Origin of the sequence: Binatus sp. (SeqCode) (assembly GCF_050013435.1) — a bacterium.
GTDB lineage: Bacteria > Desulfobacterota > Binatia > Binatales > Binataceae > Binatus.
The window spans coordinates 1-20,588 of the sequence record NZ_JBEKFG010000067.1; the positions used below are offsets into that span (position 1 = coordinate 1).

Genomic DNA, 20,588 nt, shown 5'->3' on the forward strand with positions numbered 1-20,588 from the left:
TTCCAGGATTACCCTGAATTCCTGATGGGCCCGTAGGTCCCGTCGGCCCGGCAACACCCTGCGCACCCTGCGGTCCCACCGCTCCTTGTGGCCCACTCGGACCCGTCGCCCCTGTAATACCCGCCAGGCCTTGGGCACCCGCCGGCCCGGCATATCCAGCCGGACCGGTCGGTCCCGTCGCTCCGGTTGGTCCAGTGATTTGCCACGAGAGTTGGGTCTGAGTTGCGAGGCATGGGACATCGACGCCCCTGATTCTGCCGTTGCCATCGTTGATACAAATCGACAAAGTTTGCGCCTGGCCAACGCCTGGAAGTGCTACCAGGCCGATTATCGCGGCGGCGGTCGCACCGACGATCCAGCGCCACGCGAATTTCAAGGAAGCAGGCATGTTGGCGCCCTCCATTTTCTTTTGCCCTCTGGCCGTTCCACGTTCAGCTAACGAACTCATTCATCCACTCCTGCACCGCTTATATCGGGGGCGCGGGTAGGGCGTAATCCAGAGACCACGACACATCGACCGTGGCGGGACTGCCTATGAAGTTGTAGGCCATAACGGAGATCGTGTCGCCCGGATTGAAACTCCACGTGTCGGAGTCGTCAAAGCAGGTCGTGTCGGTGGCCATCACTGCGCATGAAATGCCTGTGACGGTAGTGTTGTCCAGTACAAAGAATATGTATGCACCACCCGGGGGCCCCGACAGCTGGACCTGCAGATCGGACGCCATGCCACCCGGAACGGGTACTGCGACTGTCGACTGGGTGAAATCCGCTCCGTTACCCGGCCCCATATAGAGGGCTGTGGGGGGGTAGGTGAGGGCATCGGTCAACTGGATTTTCGCATCCGCGCCGACCGTGTCGCCCAGCGAGCCGCCGGTCAGAGTCGTAATATAGTCGCCATTGAAGCCGTTGGTGCCCGAAGGACCCGTAGGTCCCGCCGCACCGATAAACCCCGTCGGCCCGGTATTTCCGGTAGGTCCTGCAGCGCCCGTCACTCCTTGCTCTCCCTCAGGCCCCGTCAGACCCACCGACCCCATCGGCCCCTGGAGACCCGCTGCACCTACAGCGCCTTGCGAACCGGTGGGACCCGCCGCGCCCAATGGACCTGTGGGGCCTGTTGGACCCTGCGGCCCCTGCAGACCCGCCGCTCCGGGGAGGTTCCAGTCCAATCGGATGTTATGGTTCTCGCACGGGATGTCGATCCCAACGATTTTGCCCTTCCTCGATATGCAGAGCGATATCTCCTGCGCGTCTGCCGCCGGCGAGATACTCGCTATCAACATCGCAGCCGCCGATGCTCCGATGAGCCAGCGCCACGTGTGCTTATAAGATTGAGGCATTCTGGTCCCCTCCCTGACTGTTGCCATTCTCGTACCCTGCCTTACTTGTTGCTCTCTCATCGTGCGATCACTGTCCTGGTATCGTAATGACGGCGGCCTTCCCCCCCTTCGACGCGAGCGGGATTGGGAGGCTCACCGGGTTAGTCTGCGTGATAACCACTGACCACATCACGTTGGCCGGATTCGAGCAGCACGATGCTGTGCCTTCAAGTTCGATGGTATCGCCCGCGTTATAGGCCTGCGTATCAACCAGGTCGCTGCACTGGGTCAGCGCCGGGTTCGGGGGAAGACCGATCGTGCATGTAACGGGCGTAGGATTACCGTTTATCAATAGGTCAAACGTGTAGCTCTGACCGTCTCCGGGAATGCCCGAGGCCTGCACGAAGAGTTGGCTGGCGGTACCAGCATCGATCGGCACTGCTTCACTGTCGGGAATAGCGTCAACGCCGTTGCCCGGGCCGTAGTAGAGAGGACTGTTCCCCGGAGGGGTGGTTGACGCGTTGCCCAGGAAAAATACATTAGAGTACTCAGAAAGATTGTAACCTTGGACCGTAGCGCCCAGATTGCCGCCAACCAGCAGGAACCCTTGCGTTCCGCTGATTCCGTTCACGCCCGACGGTCCCGTCGGACCCGTTGGACCCGTTGCCCCTTGCAATCCTTGCGGTCCCTGCTGACCCGTTTCACCGGCTAGGCCCACAGGACCTGTAGCCCCGGTCGGTCCAACCAATCCGACTGCACCCCCCGGTCCCACCGGACCCTGCGGTCCCGTCGGGCCAGATGGTCCCGTCGGTCCTTGTAGTCCTTCCAGACCCATGATGCCCATCGGCCCGGTCGGTCCCGTCACCCCGGCCGCAAGCCATTGGAAATACCGGTTGGGTGCTTTGCAAGCGCTGCCGCCGTGCACGTTTACGGTCTGGTGTTTCGGCGATATGCAGATTTCACATATCCCGCCGGAACACGTCTGCGCCTGACCGCTGCCTGGCATAACGGCGAGTAACAGCGCCCCCAGCGCGGCGCCAAAAATCACGCGTCGCGCATGCCTGAGTGATACATGCATTACCGTCCCTCCCTGGAAACTCGCGCCAGAAAACGGCTTCTGGCTTGCCTCGCACAAAATCCGCAGAGCCCTAAATTTTATCCGGCCCCCCGGATATTTTCGTGAATCCTTTTCCCACAAAGCCATGCCCAACGTCAACCGTCTTGAGCAAATTCATTTTCAAGAAAGGTTCCCATTGGAACCAGCCTGAACACATTTGCCGAACCCTTCGGCACCGTCGTACACTGACTGTGGATTGAGTGAAACAGACCACGCCGGTCCGCATCTCGCTCGAGGATTCCCCCCCATTCACGTCTCGCCTCGTAGGCCGGCTTCAGGGAAGCCGGCCTACAGCGTCGGTTGTCGGCGTCAGCGATACAGGCTGCTCACAAGCAAGTTGCCGCGCTATGGTTGCCTAGACACACAGGTGTCGGAGTCGCCGTGGGACAGGTCGTTGGCCGTACTACAGGCGTCGGACAACCAGCGAAGTTCTGATTGTTGTTCGTCACATTCAGTGCGTTCTCCGTGAACGTCTGGCATACGCGTTTGGGATTACCAGCCAGCGTCAAATTGCCGCCCGCTGCCGCGAGTTGGTCGGATGCGTCGGCCATCAGGTTGCCGATGCTAATAAAGCCGGTGGCGGACAGGCCTGGAACAGTGCATACGCCCGGAGGCGTCCCGGCCAATACCAGCGCGCTACCGTTCACATAGCCATGCTGCACGTTCAATTCCATCGCAGCGAGCTCGGCCGAGAGCAGGTACGCCATGTTGGTGTTGGTCGCGGCCAGCAGCCAGCTCTTGAGCTGCACGTTCGAGCTGGGATGGAAGGCCGTTCCGTTCAAATTGACCAGAGAGAGACCATCCAGCAACGTCAAGTCGGCGCTATCTATCAGCGCCTGCCCTTTCGCGGACGCCCAGAATGCCATCGTCATCCCACCGCCGGTTCCCAGACAGACGTTGCCGAACTCCACCTGATCGTACGAAGTCGCGCTCGTCAGATCGATCGCGACGGGATTCGCAGGTGGGTAGTTCGGCACGCAGGTCTCACCCAAAGGACAATCGGCGGTCTTTCCGCATGGATCTCCGCTAGTCGTGCAAGCGCCGCACACGCCGTTGATGCAGGTCGCGGTATGCACGCAGTTGGACCGGCTGCCCTCGTACACATCGTAAATGTCGGGGAAGGGGAGGCCGGCGCACGTGAGTAGTCCAGCCGCGTTGGTAAACCCACTGCAATGGTTCGGATCGGGGCTGAATATAATCTCCCAGTTCCTGATACCAGGATCGCCCGTATCGAGCAGACCGTCTGCATTGAGGTCGCAGAACTTCAGCGCCTGTATGAACGGAAGCCCGGGGGGCGGGGGTGCACTGCTTTGACATGCTGTAACGGTGGTGGCGCCTGAAAGTGTCACCGCGCCGTTGAGAGCCCACAGGCTGCCCTCGTTCGATGCGCCTGCGGTCCCGTCAGCAGTGATGGAAGCGTACGCAATTATGTCTCCCAGGAAGCTGGTACCCGTTCCCAAGGTCGCAGAACTGCCGACCTGCCAGATGACGTTATTGCACGACGACGGAGTACCAACTGCCACCACGCTCGAGTTGCTCGCCGTGGTGAGCGTGCTGCCTATCTGGAAGATGAAGACACTAGCAGGAGCGCTAAAATCAAGGTAAAGCGTCCCGGTCAATTGGGCTGAAGTGGAGAAACAGTACACCCCTGGAAGGAGTGGGGCGCCCGCGGTGCTGACAGTCCCGAGATCCACCCCGGTCAGATCGGTATTGCAGGGTTCTCCAGCAGCATCAGTGTACGCGGTGGAGGCGTCCGCCTGGGCTGTCTCCGCAGGGCCGGGACCAGGACCAGTGTAAAGCGACCCGGTCAGGATCCCGGGCGGAAATCCAACTATCGCCGTCCCTGGCCACACTCCAACATCGCCTTGAACGACGCTTGCGCCGGTATTCGAGACCGTACTGGCGCCTAGCAGGCCAAAATTGACAGCCGTTCCAAGCGGAGGGAGGGTCGCAGCTTGCATCGATCCTGGAAACACCAGAATCGAAACCAACAACATCGACATTAACAGCAAAGGCCGGGTGATTGGCGATGAGTATTTCCTCGGCTCATCAACTCGGCTTGCAACTAAATTCTTCATAACTACCTCCCGCCTCTAGGCAAACGCGGTCAAAAGCCGAGCAGCAACATCCGCTACCCGGCTGAATTAACTTCGGACTCGATTCCTACTTTTTGTTTTCTCAACTTCCGCTAACTTACAGTGGAGGTGTCGGCGACACCATGCGAAAAGAGTTCTCTACGGGACAAAAGTTAACGATCAATCCGGCATGGTTGTTTTGGGTCTCGGGTTTCGACCACCGATTCGATCAACCCTTCCGCGCGCCCGCTCGCCGGCCGGATGGCAGCGCAGATTTAAGCCTTGGGCAGGGGCCGCGCCCGCCAACGGCGGGCGGCCTTAACAGTGGGTGCAGGGCTCAGCCCTGCGGTGCAGGGGTGACCCCTGCCATCGCGGCTGGCAATCGAAACGATCCGTCCGCCTCGCACGGCAACTCGACCACCCGCGCGACCGCATCGACGTTCAGCTCCCCATACAGATGAGGGAACAGCTCGCCCGGCGACGGCGGCGCACTGTTAAGCCGTGGCAGGGGCCGCGCCCGCCAACGGCGGGCGGCCTTAATACTGAGTGCAGGGGTCACCCCTGCGGCTTCGTACTTCAACTCCGCCTTCAGCCGCGATTCGTCGATACACAACACGAGGAGCCCATGATACCCGCGATAAAAGCGGTTCGCAGTATCGACCAGCTGCGCGACAGTCGAGCAATGGATAAACCCTTCCGCGCGCAAGCTCGCCGGCGCATACGTCCCCCGCGCAACGGCACGCGCCCACTCACTCCGCTTCACGATATGGCAGGGGCCTGCACCTGCACCCTGGCCAGGATTTCTTCTCTCCTCACTCATACTTCTAACCGGCCTCGCTTCTCTCGTGTCATTCTAGAGCGAAAGTTGCTGTAACGAAGAATCCCGGATCCGGGTTCCTTCGCTTCGCTCAGGATGACTCAAAAAAAGTCCTGACCGGCCGTCAGGCCGCATCTTTGTTTTAATACTGGGTGCACGGCTCATCCCTGCTCACCCCTGCCCATCGTGTAGTCGCGAAAAGGTGCGTTGCGCAGATTTTCGCGTCTTTTCACCGAGTGCAGGGGTCACCCCTGCCGCCCACCGCGCAGGTGATTCTTCTCTCGCGCGCGGTCACCGCTGCCTACGCGCGCAATGCGGCGCGCGAATTCCCCAGCAGCATCTCGGCGACCGCGGTCAGATCGTTATCGTCGTAGTAATCGATTTCGATTCGTCCCGGACTTCGCCCGCGCCGCTTGAAAATCCTGACCTTGCGCTTGAGCGCGCGTTGCAGGCCTTCGGCCAGCGCGTTGAGATTCGCATCGGCGGCGGATCGGGCGGATGCGGTTTTCGCGATACGTGGGCGATGCGCGATGGCGATCTCTTCGGCGCCGCGCGCCGAGATTCCGACCGCCGCGATCCGCCGCGCCGCCGACAGCTGTGCGTCGGGCGACTGGATCGCGAGCAGCGGCCGCGCCTGCCCCGCGCTGAGCTCTCCCTTCGCAATCATCGTCAGGATTGGCTGCGGCAGTTCCAGCAATCGAATCGCGTTGCCGACATAGGGACGGCTCTTGCCGACGCGCGCCGCGATCTCGTCATGGGTCAGCTCGAAATGCTCGACGAGCCGAAAAAACGCGAGTCCTTCTTCGACCGCGTTGAGATCCTCGCGCACGATATTCTCGACCAGCGACATCTCCAGCGCCGCGCGATCGTCGAGTTCCCGCACCACGACCGGAACCGCTTCCAGACCCGCCGCGCGCGCCGCACGCAGCCGCCGCTCGCCCGCGATCAGCTCGTAACGCGGCCCGTCGCTTTCCCCCGCCGCCGGCGCGCCCGCGATCCGCCGCACGATCAGCGGCTCGATAATCCCCTGGCTCTGGATCGCGCGGGTAAGCTCGGCCAGCCGGTCCTTGTCGAAATTTATCCGCGGCTGAAACGGACCCGCGGTGATACTGGCGACCGGCGCCATCCTGAAATGCGCACCGGCGCCGCCGGCGCTGTCGTTGCCGATGCCGGCATCCGCGCCAATTTCAGTTTCCACCGCCGCCGTGCCGATCAGCGCATCGAGCCCGCGTCCCAATGGTTTCCGCATCATCCTCTTCATCCTTTGTTATTCGCGATCGTGATCGCCGCTACATTCCGCACCAGATCCCCGCTGCACGCTAATCACCTGCGCGGTGGGCGGCAGGGGCTGACCCCTGCACCCAATGTTAATCGAAAAGTCCGCCGAAGCGTCCTTTTCTCTCAAGGCTGAGAGCGAAAGACCGTCCTCGGGATTTCGCGATTTACCCTGCGCTGCCGTCGCCACGGCCATGGGTCACCCTTGCCATCGTGTAGTCGCGAAAAGATGCGCTGCGCAGATTTTCGCGTCTTCTCACTGCGGTGCAGGGCTCAGCCCTGCCCAAGGAGGTGCGGAACCCACGGTGGGTTCCGCATACAATTAAGTTCCTCACCTGCTCTCCTCTCGATGCGCCATGATTTCCGCGGCCAGCGCGCGATAGGCTTCTGCGCCGGCCGACTTCGACTCGTATTCGAGCACGGACAGTCCATGACTGGGGCTTTCCGACATCCGCACGCTGCGTGGAATCACGCTGCGGAAAACTTTCTCCGGGAAATGCTTTCTGACTTCCGCTGAGATTTCGTGACTGAGGCGATTTCGCATGTCGAACATCGTGAGCACCAGGCCCTCGATCTCGAGTCCCGGCCTCAGCGCCGCCTTGACCTTGTTGATAGTGCCGAGCAACGCGCTCAGGCCCTCGAGCGCGTAGTATTCGCATTGCATCGGCACCAGCACCGAATCCGCCGCGACCAGCGCGTTGAGCGTGAGAATTCCGAGCGACGGCGGCGTGTCAATTAAAACATAGTTATATTCGCCGCGCACTGGCTCCAGGAGCGCTCGCAAGCGCCGCTCGCGACCCTCCATCGTCACCAGCTCGATCTCGGCGCCGACCAAGTCGTCGCCCGCCGGCGCCAGTGACAGCGTCGGCCTCACCTGCCGGAGAATCTCCGCGATCGCCAAGCCGCCGACCAGCGCCTGGTAGATAGTCTTGCCCTCGCCGCGCGCGGCGCTGACGTCCTGGGGCGGGCAGATACCGGAAGTGGCGTTGCCCTGCGGATCGAGATCGACCAGCAGGACGCGCCGTCCCGTATCGGCTATCGCGACGGCGAGATTGATCGCCGTCGTGGTCTTGCCGACGCCGCCTTTCTGATTGGCTATTGCGATTACCCGCCCCACGACCTGCCCCGCAGGGACTTGCCCCTGCACCCTCGCAAAGAAGAAAAACTCGATCCGGACCGCGCTAACGTTTCACGTGAAACATTCGGCTCGCAAACCATTAAATCCCCGCGATCGCGCAAAATCAAATCGCGCGAACGAATTTACGCAACCGCTTGAATTAACGAGGTTTTCTAGATCGAACGTTTCACGTGAAACGTGCAGGGAAGCGGATCGCTACGCGCGGGGCGGCAGGGCACAGCCCTGTACCTTGGGTTAATCGCGAAATCCGCGAAGCGCGTCTTTCGCTCTCAGCCCTGGGAGAAAAGGGCGCTTCGGCGCACTTTTCGATTAACAGTGGGTGCAGGGGTCAGCCCCTGCCGCCCGCCGCGCAGGCGATTAAGTTTTATTCCTGACTCGGGCGCATGCGAGGGCCCCTGCACCAGGTCGCGACGGCGCGGCTCATCATCTTGCGGCCGTGGCGCAAATCGTATCCGGCGATCGACGGATCGACGAGTCCGGCGGCCGCAGCCGCGCCCGCGTCGTCGTCAAACTTCTGCTCGGCGCTGGCGTAGAGCATCAGCACGCCGCCCGGATGCAAGCCGCGGCCGGCGATCTCGAAAATCCCACGATGGTTTCCGACGGCGCGTGCGGTGACGAGGTCGAAGCCGTCGCTGACGTCGAGCGACTCGGCGCGCGCGCACTCGACCCGAACGTTGCGCAGCCCCATCTCGACTGCGGCCTCGCTCAGGAATGTCGCCCGCTTGCGGCGCGCCTCGACGAGAGTCACCTGCGCGTTAATCGCGGCGGCGATCACGAGCCCCGGGAAGCCGGCGCCGCTGCCGATATCCAGAAAGCGCCGCTCGCGATCGAGCCGGGCGCTGAGCCGCAGGATCTTCGAGCTGACCGCAATCGAGATCGGGATAATACTGTCGAAGACGTGGAACACGATCTCGTCGGGGTCGCTGGGATGCGCCGTCAGGTTGATCTTCGGACCCCACAGCGCGAGCGTCGCGGCGAGCCGCTCGATTCGGTTCAGGAACTCGGAATTCTTCGCGATCACCCCGATCGCCGAGATTGCGGGCGCGAGCTGAGCGCGCACCTGCGCGGCGATTTCATCGGGGCTAGCCAACTTTTTCCTCGTCTTTTTCGCCAAACGTTTCACGAGAGTCCGTCACCCAGCTCAAAACGTTTCACGTGAAACGTCGATGTCCAACGATATTTGCCTTGATTTTATTAGATTATTCGTGAAAATGTTTCACGTGAAACGTTTTTTTTCCTGGCTAGGGTGCAGGGGCTGGCCCCTGCTTTCACGTGAAACGTTTCTGGAGCCGGTCAGATCGCCCGCACGATACGGTCGCGCCGGCTCTTGATATGGACGGCCAGGATCGAGATTGCCGCAGGCGTAATTCCAGGCATCCGGGCCGCCTGCCCCAGCGAGCGCGGCCGCACCGCAGACAGGCGCTCCGAGACCTCGGTCGATAGACCCATCACGCCCTTGAAATCCACCCAGTCCGGTATCGCCGTGTCCTCGAGGCGCGAAAAACGCTCGACCGCATCCGCCTGCCGCCGCACGTAGCCCTCGTATTTGATCTCGGTCTCCAGCTCCGCGGCTTCGTCGAGGTTCAGTCCCGAATCGACGCCGCCCATCTTGAGCACGGTGTCGTAGGCGATTTCGGGGCGCTTGAGCAGCTCGATTGCGCGCACCGGCTGCGCGATTGGCGTCGAGCCCGACGCCGCAAGCGCCGCGTTGACCTCGTCGCTGGCGGGGATCAGCGCCGATTTGAGGCGTTCGATCTCGCGGCGCACGGCCTCGGTCTTGGCCCGCACACGCGCGCCGGCCGACGCGTCGAGCAATCCGAGGCGCTCGCCAATCGGCGACAGCCGCCGATCGGCATTATCCTCGCGCAGCAGCAATCGGTACTCGGCGCGCGAGGTGAACATCCGGTACGGCTCGCCGCCGATCCCGCGCGTCACCAGGTCGTCGATCATCACGCCGATATAGGCCTGGTCGCGGCGCAACAGGAGCGCCGGCTCGCCGCGGACCTTTTGCGCGGCGTTGATTCCCGCGATCAACCCCTGCGCGGCCGCTTCTTCATAGCCGGTCGTGCCGTTGATCTGGCCGGCGAAGAACAGCCCGCGCACCAGCTTGGTCTCGAGCGACGGCGTCAGCTGCGTCGGGTCGCAGAAGTCGTACTCGATCGCGTAGCCGGGCCGCATTATTTCCGCCCGCTCGAGCCCGCCTATCGATCGAACCATCGCGAGCTGCACGTCGAGCGGCAGGCTGGTGGACAGGCCGTTGGGATAAACCTCGACCGTGTCGCGGCCCTCGGGCTCGAGGAAAATCTGATGGCGCTCCTTGTCGCGGAAGCGCATCACCTTGTCCTCGACCGACGGGCAATAGCGCGGCCCCTTGCTCTGGATCACCCCGGAGTACATCGGGGAGCGGTCGATGCCGCCGCGGATTATTTCGTGGGTGCGCGCGTTGGTGAACGTCAGATGGCAGGGGAGCTGTGGCTGCGCGATCCGCTCGGTGCGGAAGGAAAACGGCGGCGGCGGCTCGTCGCCCGGCTGGATCTCCAGCGCCGAGTAATCGATCGTGCGTGCGTCGAGGCGCGGGCAGGTCCCGGTCTTCAGGCGGCCGACTCGAAAGCCCAAATCCGCGAGATGGTCGCTGAGGCCCATCGCGGCGAAATCGCCGGCGCGGCCCGCGGAATAATTCTTCAACCCGATATGGATGAGGCCCTTGAGGAACGTGCCGGTCGTCAGGATGACGGTCCGCGCTTCGAAGACCTCGCCGATCTGCGACTCGACGCCGCGCACCGCGCCGTCGGCGACGATCAGGCGCTCGACGCTCGCCTGCCGGATCTGCAGGTTGGGCGCTTGCTCGAGCACCCGCTTGCTGCGCGCGCGATAGGCGGCCTTGTCGGCCTGCGCGCGGCGGGCGCGCACCGCGGGTCCCTTGCGCGTGTTGAGGAAGCGAAACTGGATTCCGGTCTCGTCGGCCGCCAGAGCCATCTCGCCGCCGAGCGCGTCGATCTCGCGGACCAGGTGTCCCTTGCCGATGCCGCCGATCGCGGGGTTGCAGGACATCTGGCCGATATGATCGAGGTTGAGCGTGAGCATCAGGGTGCTCGCACCCATCCTGGCCGCGGCGAGCGCGGCCTCGATACCGGAGTGGCCGGCGCCGACGATGATGACGTCGTAGATCATTGCGAGTCAGCGATTATGGCCCGCACGCGCGCCTCGTGCAAAGCGGGGCGCGCGCGCCTCGTGCGCCTAGGAGTAGTAAATAACTACAAAGAGTCGAATGTGAAACCCACCGTGGGTTTCACGCTTCCTTGGGCAGGGCTGAGCCCTGCACCGCAGTGAGAAGACGCGAAAATCTGCGCAGCGCATCTCTTCGCGACTACGCGATAGAAGAGCCCAGGCGCGCGACAACGGAGCGCGGCCTTAACATTGGGTGCAGGGGTCACCCCTGCCCGTTGTCGCGCGCTGGGCCTGCCGCGGCCGGAGGCCTGCTAGAACTTTTTTTGAGTCATCCTGAGCGCAGCGAAGGAACCCGGCTCTCCGCGTTCGCGCGGCCTCTTTTTGTGTCATCCCGACCGAAGCGGAGGGACCCCGGATCTTTTTCTTCTCCATGTGCAAGGGCAGGTACCGTGAGGTAGACGGCAGAACCGGCACCGGATTGGTCGGAGCGCCCTCAGAAGTTTGAGCATCCGGGGGTAGTCGGCGCATACTTTGCTGCGTGACGCGACCCATTCTAGACAGCGAACCGCCGCCCGTCTCCGTCGAGGCGATCCCTGACGATCACGAATTCGTTTGCCTAACGCTTGGGCCGTACGTCTTTGGGGCTCCAGACAATCATTCCGCCTATCGCCTGCACAATGCGGCCATCTACTTCAAATCGCCTGTTGCAGTTGGCGACCATTGGGCTGGGCTGCTTGGCAGCTTCAACCTCGACAAGTTGAACAAAACTCGACTGGCGGTCGTCGCGTCCGATGCGCATACGGCTCGAACAGCGTCTAGCGAAGCCGGTCGTAGGGTCGCTACATTCGAGGATCGTGCATATAACGGTCTGCGTGCTTTGCTCATCCAAGGAAATCCGTTCGAGAGTCATGTCGCTGGCCTAGAAATCCGAAGGGTATTCGACGCGGGGCGGTTTCGAGAAGAGGCGGCGATGATGCGCCCCAGAACCAGTCATCCTTGGGAGCGCATCTTTTCGATCGATGATCATGCCCTCGGAACGGCGGACGCCGTGGCACGCTCTCTGGACAAGATTTTCGCTCGACGCGATGAATTCAGTCGGCTCCAGCGCGGCCTTGACCATTGGGATCAGGCGACTATGGAGCATCGTCTCGATTTGCGCCTGCATGCTTTGGTTCGTGCGATCGAGGCGCTGACAGCTCCGAAACGGGGCAAAACTCAGAAGCAGTTTGTCGATCGTTGCAAAGTCATCACCAAGGTCGCTCATGCAGAGCACCTGCTCAACGAAATCTACGAGCTTCGCAGCCAGGTCGAGCATTCAAACGATTGGCGGCTTGCATTTCAGCGGACGAGGCCCTCGCTGGCAGCCGATGATGCTGAGCTACTAGCCACTCTTCGCGTACTTCAGGTCGAGTTGATAGCGCGGGGCGCGTATCTTCGCGTGCTGCTAGACTCGGCCTTCCTCGAATCCTTTCGAACGGACGAACTAATTCGCCGATTTTGGGCTTCGCCGGACCGCGTCCGGATTTGGCGGGACCCGGTTAATTTGCAATCCGAACTCAAAAGCTTCTTCGATCCGCACAAGGCCGAAATCCGCGAGCAAGTCATGAAAATAGAGCAGGCCTAGATCCGACTTTCTCGGAATCAAGGAATCCGGAGCCGGGATTCTTCGCTACAGCAGCCTTCGCTCAGAATGACAACTGGGTTTTTCCCTGCTTGGGTGCGGGGCCGCGCCCGCCAACGGCGGGCGGCCTGTTAGAACTTTTTTTGTGTCATCCTGAGCGAAGCGAAGGAACCCGGATCCGGGATTCTTCGCTGCGCAGACTCCGCTCTGAATGACAGAAAAGGAAGGAGCGCTGGGACCGGGATTCTTCCCCTTCGAGTACTCAGGGCTTCGGCTCAATCTCGGCAGCCTTCGCTCTAGAATGACACAAAAAAAGAGCAGCCTGTCTTCCCCTTAACCTGTTCTAACAGGGCGAAGCCCGGTCGTTGGCACGGTTGGCCAGTATTAAGAGACTGCGCGGCCGCGGCAGGGGCCGCGCGCGCCAACGGAGCGCGGCCTTAACATTGGGTGCAGGGGTCACCCCTGCCGCGCGACAACGGAGCGCGGCCCTAATACTGGGTGCAGGGCTCAGGCCCTGCGGTGCAGGGGTCAGCCCCTGCTATTTGCCGATGCAGAAGTCGCGGAAGATAGCGTCGAGCACATCCTCGGTGCTGACCTCGCCGGTGATCGATCCGAGCGCCGTCGCCGCCGCCATTATGTCCACCGCCACGATCTCCGGCGGCATCATCGAGAGCGCGGCGCTTCGTGCATTCTTGAGCGCTCCCAGAGCTATCGAGAGCGCGTCGCGATGACGCTCGCGGGAGATCGTCAGTTGCGCGTTGGATGAAGACGGTGCGGCAGGCGACGTAGCAGAACCCTCACCTGCCTCGCTGCGCTCGGCTGCCTCTCCCGTGAAAGAACGGGCGAGGTAAGAGGGCGAAGGCTCGGCGCCCGCGGTCGTGGATGAACGGGCGAGGTACGGAGGGGAGACGAGGGCGGCGATTGCTTTGGTCAACTCGGCGCGCAGAGCGCCGGCTTCTTCAAGCTGAATCGCGGAGAACGGCAGGATCGGAATGACCATCCCGTGCTCGCGAAGATCGGCGGCGGCGATCGCGGCGGGCAGATCGCGCTTGTTGAGGATTGCCAGTCCCGGGCGGCCGGCGGTCAGGCGAATCACGTCGAGATCCGCGGACTCAAGCGCCCGCGACGAATCAAACATCGCGATCAGCAGGTCCGCGTCGCGCGCCGAGCGCATCGTGCGCTCGATTCCGATTCGCTCGAGGTCGTCGGCCGAGTCGCGCACGCCCGCGGTGTCATTGAGAACCAGCGCGTAGGGCCCGAGCTGAACGGAGTCCTCGATTACGTCGCGAGTGGTGCCGGCGATCGCCGTGACGATTGCGCGATCGGCGCCAAGCAATAGATTTAGAAGGCTCGACTTGCCGGCGTTGGGCTTGCCGACGATGGTGGCGCGCACCCCCTCGCGCATCAGGAGGCCGCGCGCAAAGCTGTCGTGTATCACGGCAACGTCGGCGATGAGGCGCTCGACCTCGGCGCCGACCTCGCGCCGCGACGGAAGGCGGATGTCTTCGTCGGAGAAATCGATCTCGACTTCGAGATGCGCGCGAATCGCGACGACCTGGGCGCGAAGCTCAGCGACGCGTGCGGAAAGCGCGCCCGAGAGTTGATCGAGCGCGATCGCCAGTGCGGATTCGCTGCGAGCGGCGACGATATCGGCAACGGCCTCGGCCTCGGCGAGATCGATTCGGCCGTTCAAAAATGCGCGGCGGGTGAATTCTCCCGGCTCGGCCATCCGCGCGCCCGCGCCGACGGCGAGCGCCACGATGCGGCGGACAACGAATGGACCCCCGTGGCATTGGATTTCGGCTACATCCTCGCCGGTCAGGCTGGCCGGACCGCGCATCACGACCGCGAGCGCCCGATCGATGCGTGCGCCGGTTGCGGGATCGACGACGTCGCCCAGGCGCATCGTTCGCGGCGTGAGGTCGGCATGATGCGCGGGGCGGAAGATCGCGTCGAGGATTTCGAATGCGCGCGGCCCGGACAGGCGGACGATCGCGACGGCGCCGATTCCCGGCGCAGTGGCGGGCGCTACGATCGTGTCGGCGGCATACATAGAGAAAGAGACTTAATTATATGCGGAACCCACCTTGGGTTCCGCACCTCCTTGGGCAGGGCTGAGCCCTGCACCGCAGGGTCCATCGCGAAATCCCGAGGACGGTCTTTCGCTCTCAGCCTTGAGAGAAAAGGACGCTTCGGCGGACTTTTCGATTAACAGTGGGTGCAGGGGTCAGCCCCTGCCGCCCACCGCGCAGGTGATTCTTCTGTCGCGCGGCAGGGGTGACCCCTGCACCCGGTATTAAGGCCGCCCGCCGTTGGCGGGCGCGGGCTGTGGCGACGGACAGGGCTCAGCCCTGCACCGCAGGGTCCATCGCGAAATCCCGAGGACGGTCTTTCGCTCTCGGCCTTGAGAGAAAAGGGCGCTTCGGCGGACTTTTCGATTAACAGTGGGTGCAGGGGTCACCCCTGCACAAAGCTTGCGGGCGGGCTGGAATATAGCGATAAGCAAGCTGATGAAGTTCGGGCATCTTGCGGCGGTCGCGGTGGCGGGTTGGCTTCTGATGGCTCCGTCGATGGATTGTGCGCGCGATGGATTGCAGCGCCAGACGCCGCTGTCGCAGTGGGAGCAAGTCGATAGCTTCGCCTCGCAGGAGAGCTGCGAGAATTATCGGGCGATTGTGACCGCAGCGGAGAAGAGCGATAGCGCCAACGTTTCCGGCGAGCGGTATTCGTACTCGATTTGCGTGCAGGCCGACGATCCGCGGCTGAAAGCGGAGTAGGCAGGGCGAAGAACGCATCCGGGGGGTCCCTCGGCTCCGCAGACTGCGCTCGGAATAACACAAGAAAAAGAGCGCAGCGCTCGCAAGCAGAACCCTCACCCGCCGTGTGCCCGTGAAATCTGCACGCTCACGCGCGCCGCAGACGGAACATCCTGACTGGGCTGACGGTGCTGACGTAATTAAGACACTGACAGCGCCGGCATCAGCGTCGGCCTTTTGCCTGGAATTGCGCCGGAGCGGCTTGCTTGACTGCCTAGTTGCCTGCCTTGGACTAATTTAGCAGTTTTCGCTATAGTGACTTACCAAGTGCTGGAGGGGGCACTACCCTGCGTGGCTAGAAGCAGGCGCATTTCGAGCATCGATGGTCTTGCAGGCGAGTTTATCGCCGCCGCCGACCATACCCGCCGTCGCCGGCTGCTCGCATCACCGGCCGCGCGCGACGAGATGACCGATAGTCAATACTGCCGTTCGCTGCGCAACTCTTTCACCCGTTCTGACGTGCGCGAGATTCTCCGGGAGGCCCGCAAGGCGGAGCCCCGCTTGAACCACGAGGCGATCCGGTACGGCTCGATGAGGGAATTATGCGATCGAGCCACCAGCATGAGTGCCCGCCTGGGCGCCGATTTCCGGGTTGCCAGATTGTCGTGGCCCTCCGGCCTGGCGCTGTGGGGCTTCTACTTGAGCCGTGGCCCCGGATTGCAAAAGCGCCCGCTGATCTGCGTCAACGCCGCGCATCATCGCACCGCGGCGGCAATGGCGCTCGGCCACGAGGTCGGGCATCACGTGATCGCGACACTGTTCGGGACGCACACGCATCCGCGGCCCCCTTCGCTCTATACCGGTTTCGAATCGCATCTCGACGATCCGCTCGAACTGGCCGCCGACATCTCGGTGAGCCTGGCGATGTACCCGCGCACCGCCGCACTGAAATTTTTCCGTGAGATCGAGCCCATGACGATCCAGACCGCCGAACAGCGCCTCGGGTCGGGCGTCCATGCGGCGACGGGCGACTTTTGGCGGCAGACCGGCCTCGATCGCGCCAGTCTATCCAATGCGCAAAAGGTTCAGTATCGGGCCGGCTCGATCCATTTCACCCGGCTGCGCCAGGCCCTGCTCCATCAATACGGCATCTGAAATCTTCGAAGCCGCGCCCGCAACGGCGAGATTGGGAGGGCCGCGCGCAATCGAGAGCTTGCTCAAAGGCGCGCGGTATGGTTCGATTGCGTGTTCGGGGTCGATCGAAACAGTAATCCATCCAAAAAAAATCGAGCCGGAATAAAAGACCCCCCGACCTGCAACCGATCGAATCGGTCTGAATACAAACCCGAATGAAGGTTTTTTTGGCCGCGAGCCACGAGCAATGAAAAGGACCTACCAGCCTCACAACCGCCGACGCAAACGAACCCATGGATTCCTGGCGCGGATGGCCACGCCGGGCGGACGCAAGGTGCTCAAGCGCCGCCGCGCGAAGGGCCGCACGCGCCTGGCAATCTCGATACCGCCCAAGCAGCCGGGCTAAGCTCAGTGCGCTCGCATTTGAGCTTCGCGGCGGCAGACCGGCTGCATCGAAGCGCGGAATTCATCCGCCTCCAGCGCGCCGGCGTGCGATTCCAGAGCCCCCACTTCGTGGTCTATGCGGGTAATCTGGCGGGTAATCCCGACGACGAGCCATCGCGCTCGCGGCTGGGCGTGACGGTGTCGCGGCGGGTCGGAATCGCGGTGGCGCGGAACCGGGTGAAGCGGCGCGTCCGCGAGATTTTCAGGCGGGCAATTCGCGATAATCTTCCAGCGGGTACGTCGCTAGTCGTAATCGCGCGCGCCGGCGCGGCCACGCTCGCGTCGCCGGCGATCAACAATGAACTTACCATGGCGGCGCGCAACCTGAGCGGACGAATAGCGGCCAAAGGCGCTGTCGCCGGGCGCAATTGATGGCGCGTGCGGAAACATCGGATCGATTCAAGGCGTCGTGGTCGCCACGACTGGCGGCTGCCGGCGCGATCGCGATCTATCGCGCGGCGATCTCGCCGGTAATCCATGCGCTCAACGGACCGGCGTGCCGCTTCGAGCCGAGTTGCTCGGCATACGCGCGCGACGCGATCGCGCATTACGGGATCGTTCGCGGCGGTGCCATGGCGATTTGGCGAATCGCGCGATGCAATCCGATGGGCGGGCATGGGTACGATCCCGTGGCAGGGGTGACCCCTGCACCCGATGTTAAGAATAGATGCGGCCTGACGGCCAGTCAGAAGTTTGAATAGGAATTAGTTAATTGGATTCGAGTCGAGTTCTGATCGCGGTAGTTTTGTCGATAGTACTGGTAGTCGCCTACCAGGAGCTGGTGCTGAAGCGATTTTTTCCGCCGCCTACCGAACAGCAGCAGCAGGCCGCCGAGCAGGCGAAAGCGGCCAAGGCCGCACAGGGGCAGGCGCTCGGCAACGGGCAGGGAACGGCAGCATCGGCAGTCGCCACCGGCGCTGCGGCTCCCGGCGCAGTCGCCAGCGCCGCGATCGAAAGCGGGCAGCAGTCGATCGCGATGGCGCCGTCGGCGGCGGTCGCGGCTGAGAAAACCGTCGAGGTGGACAGCGATTTTTACGTCGCGGTGTTCACGACTCGCGGCGCGCGGCTCAAGAGTTTTACCCTGCGGCGTTATCGGCAGAACGCGGCCAAGGACAGTCCGCCCTACGAGATGGTGCAGGTCCAGACGGGAGGGCATCTGCCGCTCGGCGCGGTGATGACCCGCGGCGGGCAGGTCCTCGACGACCGCGATTTGAGCTACGCGACGAGCGCGCCCGCGCAAATCAAGCCGGCGGCGGGAGCGGACGCGACGGCGACCTTTGTGGCCACGACGGCGGACGGCACCACTATCACCAAGACTTTCAGCTTCCGGGCGAGCAGCTACGTGTTTTCGATGGAGGTGGCGGTCGCGGGGGGCCCTGCGCCTGATCAAATTGGGGTCTCGATGAGCCAGCCGCTAACCGCGCATCAGGGGTACTACGATATCCCCGAGTTGCAGGCCGACGTTGGCAACAAGGTAATCACCGAGAACGAGAAGAACCTGAAGAAGCTCAAGCCGGAAGAGGCGGCGGTGGCGGGCGCGATCACGTACGCGGGCTTCGGCGATCGGTATTTTCTGGCGGTATTTCTGCCGGCGGGGCCGGCAGCCGGCACGCTCGCGATGGCGTACGCGGGTGACGAGGCGATCGCGCGAGTGCTGTTCGACGGCGCGGCGCGAATCCATAGCGAAATCTACATGGGGCCGAAGCTGCTGGAGGCTCTGGAAGCGGTAAATCCGGCGCTGCACAAGGCGATCGATTTCGGCTGGGCGGGAATCCTGGCGATCATCTTTCTGCGCGCGCTGAAGCTGTTTCACTACGTCGCGCCCAACTACGGGGTCGATATCGTTTTGTTGACGGTCCTCATCCGGATTGCATTGCTGCCGATATCGATCAAAAGCCAGCGCTCGATGATGAAGATGCAGCGGCTGCAGCCGCAGATGACGCGGCTGCGCGAAAAGTACAAGGACAACAACGAGCAGTTGCAGAAGGAGATGGTGGATCTCTACAAGCGCAATCACGTCAATCCGCTGGGCGGATGCGCACCGATGGCGCTGCAGTTGCCGATTTTCATCGGGCTGTACGAGGCGCTGATGAACTCGATCGAGCTGCGCCACGCGCCGTTCGTCGGCTGGATAAATGATTTGTCATCACCCGACTGTTTGCATATACCCGGGCTGCCGCAGTTGCCGCTGATGCATTGCCACGGGCTGCCAGTGCTGGTGCTGCTGATGGGCGCGACCACTTTTATCCAGCAGTACATGACGCCGACCTCGCCGGATCCGAATCAGCAGAGGATGATGATGCTGACGCCGTTGATTTTCACTATCATGTTTATAAACTTTCCGGCGGGACTGGTGTTGTACTATTTTTCGTCGAACCTGCTGGGAGTTATCCAGCAATATTTCCTCAACCTCGAATTCCAACAATACACCCCGGCCACATGAGCAATGTCGACTCGATAGAATTAGCGGCCGCCTCGGTAGAAGAGGCGACTATGGAAGCCCTCGAGCAGCTCGGCGCGCGCGAGGACGAGGTTACGATCGAAGTGCTCGCCACGGCGCGCGCGGGCGTGCTCGGACTGGGCGCGCGCCAAGCGCGGGTGCGAGTAACGCGCAAGCGCGCACAGGCGGGCGCCGGGGGCGGGCAAGCGGGATCGGACCCGCAGGTCCCCCAAGTCCCCCAAGTCGCGCAAGCGGCGGCGCCAGCGCGCAAGGAAGCCGCGCCTGATCGGCGGTCTCGCGGGCGCGGGAATCAACCGCGCGGGCGTAACGACGCGCGCGAACCAGGCGCGCGTAGCGCGAACCAGCCGCCGACGCCAGGTGACGAGAACAACGACATCAGCGCCACGGCGGCGCGCAAAAGCGCCGATGTCGAGGAGCAGCGCCGGGAGGCGATGGTAATCCTCAAGCAGGTCCTCGAGGCGATGGGCGAGCGCAGCGAGGTGCGGCAGATAGAAGTGGACGCGGAGACGGTCGAGCTCGAAATAAAGGGCGACGGTTCGGGAATTCTCATCGGGCGCCATGGACAGACCCTCGACGCGCTCGAGTACATCGTCAATCGGATCCTGGCGCGGCGAATCAAGGATGCGGCGCCGATTTCACTGGAGACTGAATCGTATCGCGCGCGGCGCCGCCAGCAATTGCATCGGATGGCGCTGTCGATCGGTGAGCAGGCCAAGCGCGAGCACAAGCCGCTGCGCCTCGATCCGATGCCGGCGCGCGATCGGCGCGTGGTGCATCTGGCGCTCAAGGATGATCCGATGATCACGACGCGCTCGGCCGGTGACGGGTTGCTGCGATCGATCGAAATAATCCCTGCCGAGAGCGGCCGTCGTGAGCCGCGCGCAGAGGCACCGCCGCGGGGACGGCGGCGCGAGCCTGAACGCGAATCGCAACGCGAGCGCGAACGGATAGAGCCTGAGCGCGGTAACGAGGCGATTGGCGAACAGGGCGGATTCAAGCACGGGCAGAAGCGGATCGTGTGAGGCAGCGCGGGGCAGGGGCAGGGGTGACCCCTGCACCCACCGTTAAGGCCGCGCTCCGTTGTCGCGCGCGGCAGGGGTGACCCCTGCACCCAATGTTAAGGCCGCGCTCCGTTGTCGCGCGCGGTCCCTTCCGTCGCGTAGTCGCGAAAAGATGCGCTGCGCAGATTTTCGCGTCTTTTCACCACAGTGGGTGCAGCGACTGTGTTGATAGTCAAGCGGGATTTGGGCATGGAGCACTCCAATG

General features: G+C 62.8%; 17 protein-coding genes and 1 pseudogene. 8 read left to right on the forward strand and 10 right to left on the reverse strand.

The window, feature by feature from the left end; all coding sequences use genetic code 11:
* The 9 genes and pseudogenes from ABSB13_RS13015 to mnmG all read right to left on the reverse strand — a co-directional run.
* Window positions 1-448: pseudogene (locus ABSB13_RS13015) on the reverse strand (hypothetical protein); the annotation flags it as partial.
* A gap of 19 nt (window positions 449-467) precedes the next feature.
* Window positions 468-992 carry a collagen-like triple helix repeat-containing protein gene (locus ABSB13_RS13020; protein ID WP_428109164.1) on the reverse strand — a complete coding sequence of 175 codons (525 nt, stop codon included), beginning with the start codon at window positions 990-992 and terminating at the stop codon, window positions 468-470.
* Between the two features lie 412 nt (window positions 993-1,404).
* Window positions 1,405-1,947, reverse strand: coding sequence for a hypothetical protein (locus tag ABSB13_RS13025; RefSeq protein WP_428109166.1), 543 nt, complete (start codon window positions 1,945-1,947; stop codon window positions 1,405-1,407).
* Window positions 1,948-2,759: 812 nt separating this feature from the next.
* Window positions 2,760-4,511 (reverse strand): ice-binding family protein, encoded by a 1,752-nt coding sequence (locus ABSB13_RS13030; RefSeq protein WP_428109168.1) that lies wholly within the window; start codon window positions 4,509-4,511, stop codon window positions 2,760-2,762.
* A gap of 334 nt (window positions 4,512-4,845) precedes the next feature.
* Entirely contained in the window at window positions 4,846-5,328 is a 483-nt protein-coding gene (locus ABSB13_RS13035) for a DUF952 domain-containing protein (RefSeq protein WP_428109171.1), read from the reverse strand.
* Between the two features lie 298 nt (window positions 5,329-5,626).
* On the reverse strand, window positions 5,627-6,577 hold the full coding sequence (locus ABSB13_RS13040) for a ParB/RepB/Spo0J family partition protein (protein ID WP_428109173.1): 951 nt from the start codon (window positions 6,575-6,577) through the stop codon (window positions 5,627-5,629).
* A gap of 354 nt (window positions 6,578-6,931) precedes the next feature.
* Window positions 6,932-7,747, reverse strand: coding sequence for a ParA family protein (locus tag ABSB13_RS13045; protein ID WP_428109175.1), 816 nt, complete (start codon window positions 7,745-7,747; stop codon window positions 6,932-6,934).
* Between the two features lie 355 nt (window positions 7,748-8,102).
* Window positions 8,103-8,828: a 16S rRNA (guanine(527)-N(7))-methyltransferase RsmG gene (gene rsmG / locus ABSB13_RS13050; RefSeq protein WP_428109177.1), complete on the reverse strand. Its 726-nt coding sequence runs from the start codon at window positions 8,826-8,828 to the stop codon at window positions 8,103-8,105.
* Between the two features lie 203 nt (window positions 8,829-9,031).
* Window positions 9,032-10,909 (reverse strand): tRNA uridine-5-carboxymethylaminomethyl(34) synthesis enzyme MnmG, encoded by a 1,878-nt coding sequence (mnmG, locus tag ABSB13_RS13055; protein WP_428109179.1) that lies wholly within the window; start codon window positions 10,907-10,909, stop codon window positions 9,032-9,034.
* Window positions 10,910-11,444: 535 nt separating this feature from the next.
* Between mnmG and ABSB13_RS13060 the strand changes: the two genes are divergently transcribed.
* Window positions 11,445-12,530, forward strand: a complete 1,086-nt coding sequence (locus ABSB13_RS13060; protein ID WP_428109181.1) for a hypothetical protein — start codon at window positions 11,445-11,447, stop codon at window positions 12,528-12,530.
* A 535-nt stretch (window positions 12,531-13,065) separates the two neighbouring features.
* Here the strand turns inward: ABSB13_RS13060 and mnmE are convergent.
* Window positions 13,066-14,580 carry a tRNA uridine-5-carboxymethylaminomethyl(34) synthesis GTPase MnmE gene (gene mnmE, locus ABSB13_RS13065; protein WP_428109184.1) on the reverse strand — a complete coding sequence of 505 codons (1,515 nt, stop codon included), beginning with the start codon at window positions 14,578-14,580 and terminating at the stop codon, window positions 13,066-13,068.
* A 457-nt stretch (window positions 14,581-15,037) separates the two neighbouring features.
* Here mnmE and ABSB13_RS13070 point away from each other — a divergent pair, with 457 nt between their 5' ends.
* The 7 genes from ABSB13_RS13070 (at window position 15,038) to jag (ending at window position 20,344) form a co-directional block, all read left to right on the forward strand.
* Window positions 15,038-15,304 carry a hypothetical protein gene (locus ABSB13_RS13070; RefSeq protein ID WP_428109186.1) on the forward strand — a complete coding sequence of 89 codons (267 nt, stop codon included), beginning with the start codon at window positions 15,038-15,040 and terminating at the stop codon, window positions 15,302-15,304.
* A gap of 330 nt (window positions 15,305-15,634) precedes the next feature.
* Window positions 15,635-16,438, forward strand: a complete 804-nt coding sequence (locus ABSB13_RS13075) for a hypothetical protein (protein ID WP_428109188.1) — start codon at window positions 15,635-15,637, stop codon at window positions 16,436-16,438.
* A 226-nt stretch (window positions 16,439-16,664) separates the two neighbouring features.
* The gene (rpmH, locus tag ABSB13_RS13080) at window positions 16,665-16,823 is read left to right on the forward strand and encodes a 50S ribosomal protein L34 (protein ID WP_331961584.1); all 159 of its coding nucleotides are present in this window, start codon (window positions 16,665-16,667) and stop codon (window positions 16,821-16,823) included.
* Between the two features lie 5 nt (window positions 16,824-16,828).
* A complete protein-coding gene (gene rnpA, locus ABSB13_RS13085; RefSeq protein ID WP_428109191.1) occupies window positions 16,829-17,233 on the forward strand; it encodes a ribonuclease P protein component in 405 nt (134 codons plus the stop codon).
* The gene (gene yidD / locus ABSB13_RS13090; RefSeq protein ID WP_428109194.1) at window positions 17,233-17,562 is read left to right on the forward strand and encodes a membrane protein insertion efficiency factor YidD; all 330 of its coding nucleotides are present in this window, start codon (window positions 17,233-17,235) and stop codon (window positions 17,560-17,562) included. The genes rnpA and yidD overlap by 1 nt, the downstream gene beginning before the upstream one ends.
* 11 nt (window positions 17,563-17,573) lie before the next feature.
* Window positions 17,574-19,304, forward strand: a complete 1,731-nt coding sequence (gene yidC, locus ABSB13_RS13095) for a membrane protein insertase YidC (protein ID WP_428109196.1) — start codon at window positions 17,574-17,576, stop codon at window positions 19,302-19,304.
* Complete coding sequence (gene jag / locus ABSB13_RS13100; RefSeq protein WP_428109198.1) at window positions 19,301-20,344, forward strand: RNA-binding cell elongation regulator Jag/EloR; 1,044 nt, start codon at window positions 19,301-19,303, stop codon at window positions 20,342-20,344. The genes yidC and jag overlap by 4 nt, the downstream gene beginning before the upstream one ends.
* Window positions 20,345-20,588: the final 244 nt, after the last annotated feature.

What these genes read in the sequence shown, in the direction of transcription:
- mnmG (WP_428109179.1), bottom strand. Translation starts at nt 10,909, where the DNA reads ATGATCTACGACGTCATCATCGTCGGCGCCGGCCACTCCGGTATCGAG.
- mnmE (WP_428109184.1), bottom strand. Translation starts at nt 14,580, where the DNA reads ATGTATGCCGCCGACACGATCGTAGCGCCCGCCACTGCGCCGGGAATC.
- ABSB13_RS13035 (WP_428109171.1), bottom strand. Translation starts at nt 5,328, where the DNA reads ATGAGTGAGGAGAGAAGAAATCCTGGCCAGGGTGCAGGTGCAGGCCCC.
- rpmH (WP_331961584.1), top strand. Translation starts at nt 16,665, where the DNA reads ATGAAAAGGACCTACCAGCCTCACAACCGCCGACGCAAACGAACCCAT.
- ABSB13_RS13030 (WP_428109168.1), bottom strand. Translation starts at nt 4,511, where the DNA reads ATGAAGAATTTAGTTGCAAGCCGAGTTGATGAGCCGAGGAAATACTCA.
- ABSB13_RS13070 (WP_428109186.1), top strand. Translation starts at nt 15,038, where the DNA reads ATGAAGTTCGGGCATCTTGCGGCGGTCGCGGTGGCGGGTTGGCTTCTG.
- ABSB13_RS13040 (WP_428109173.1), bottom strand. Translation starts at nt 6,577, where the DNA reads ATGATGCGGAAACCATTGGGACGCGGGCTCGATGCGCTGATCGGCACG.
- yidD (WP_428109194.1), top strand. Translation starts at nt 17,233, where the DNA reads ATGGCGCGTGCGGAAACATCGGATCGATTCAAGGCGTCGTGGTCGCCA.
- jag (WP_428109198.1), top strand. Translation starts at nt 19,301, where the DNA reads ATGAGCAATGTCGACTCGATAGAATTAGCGGCCGCCTCGGTAGAAGAG.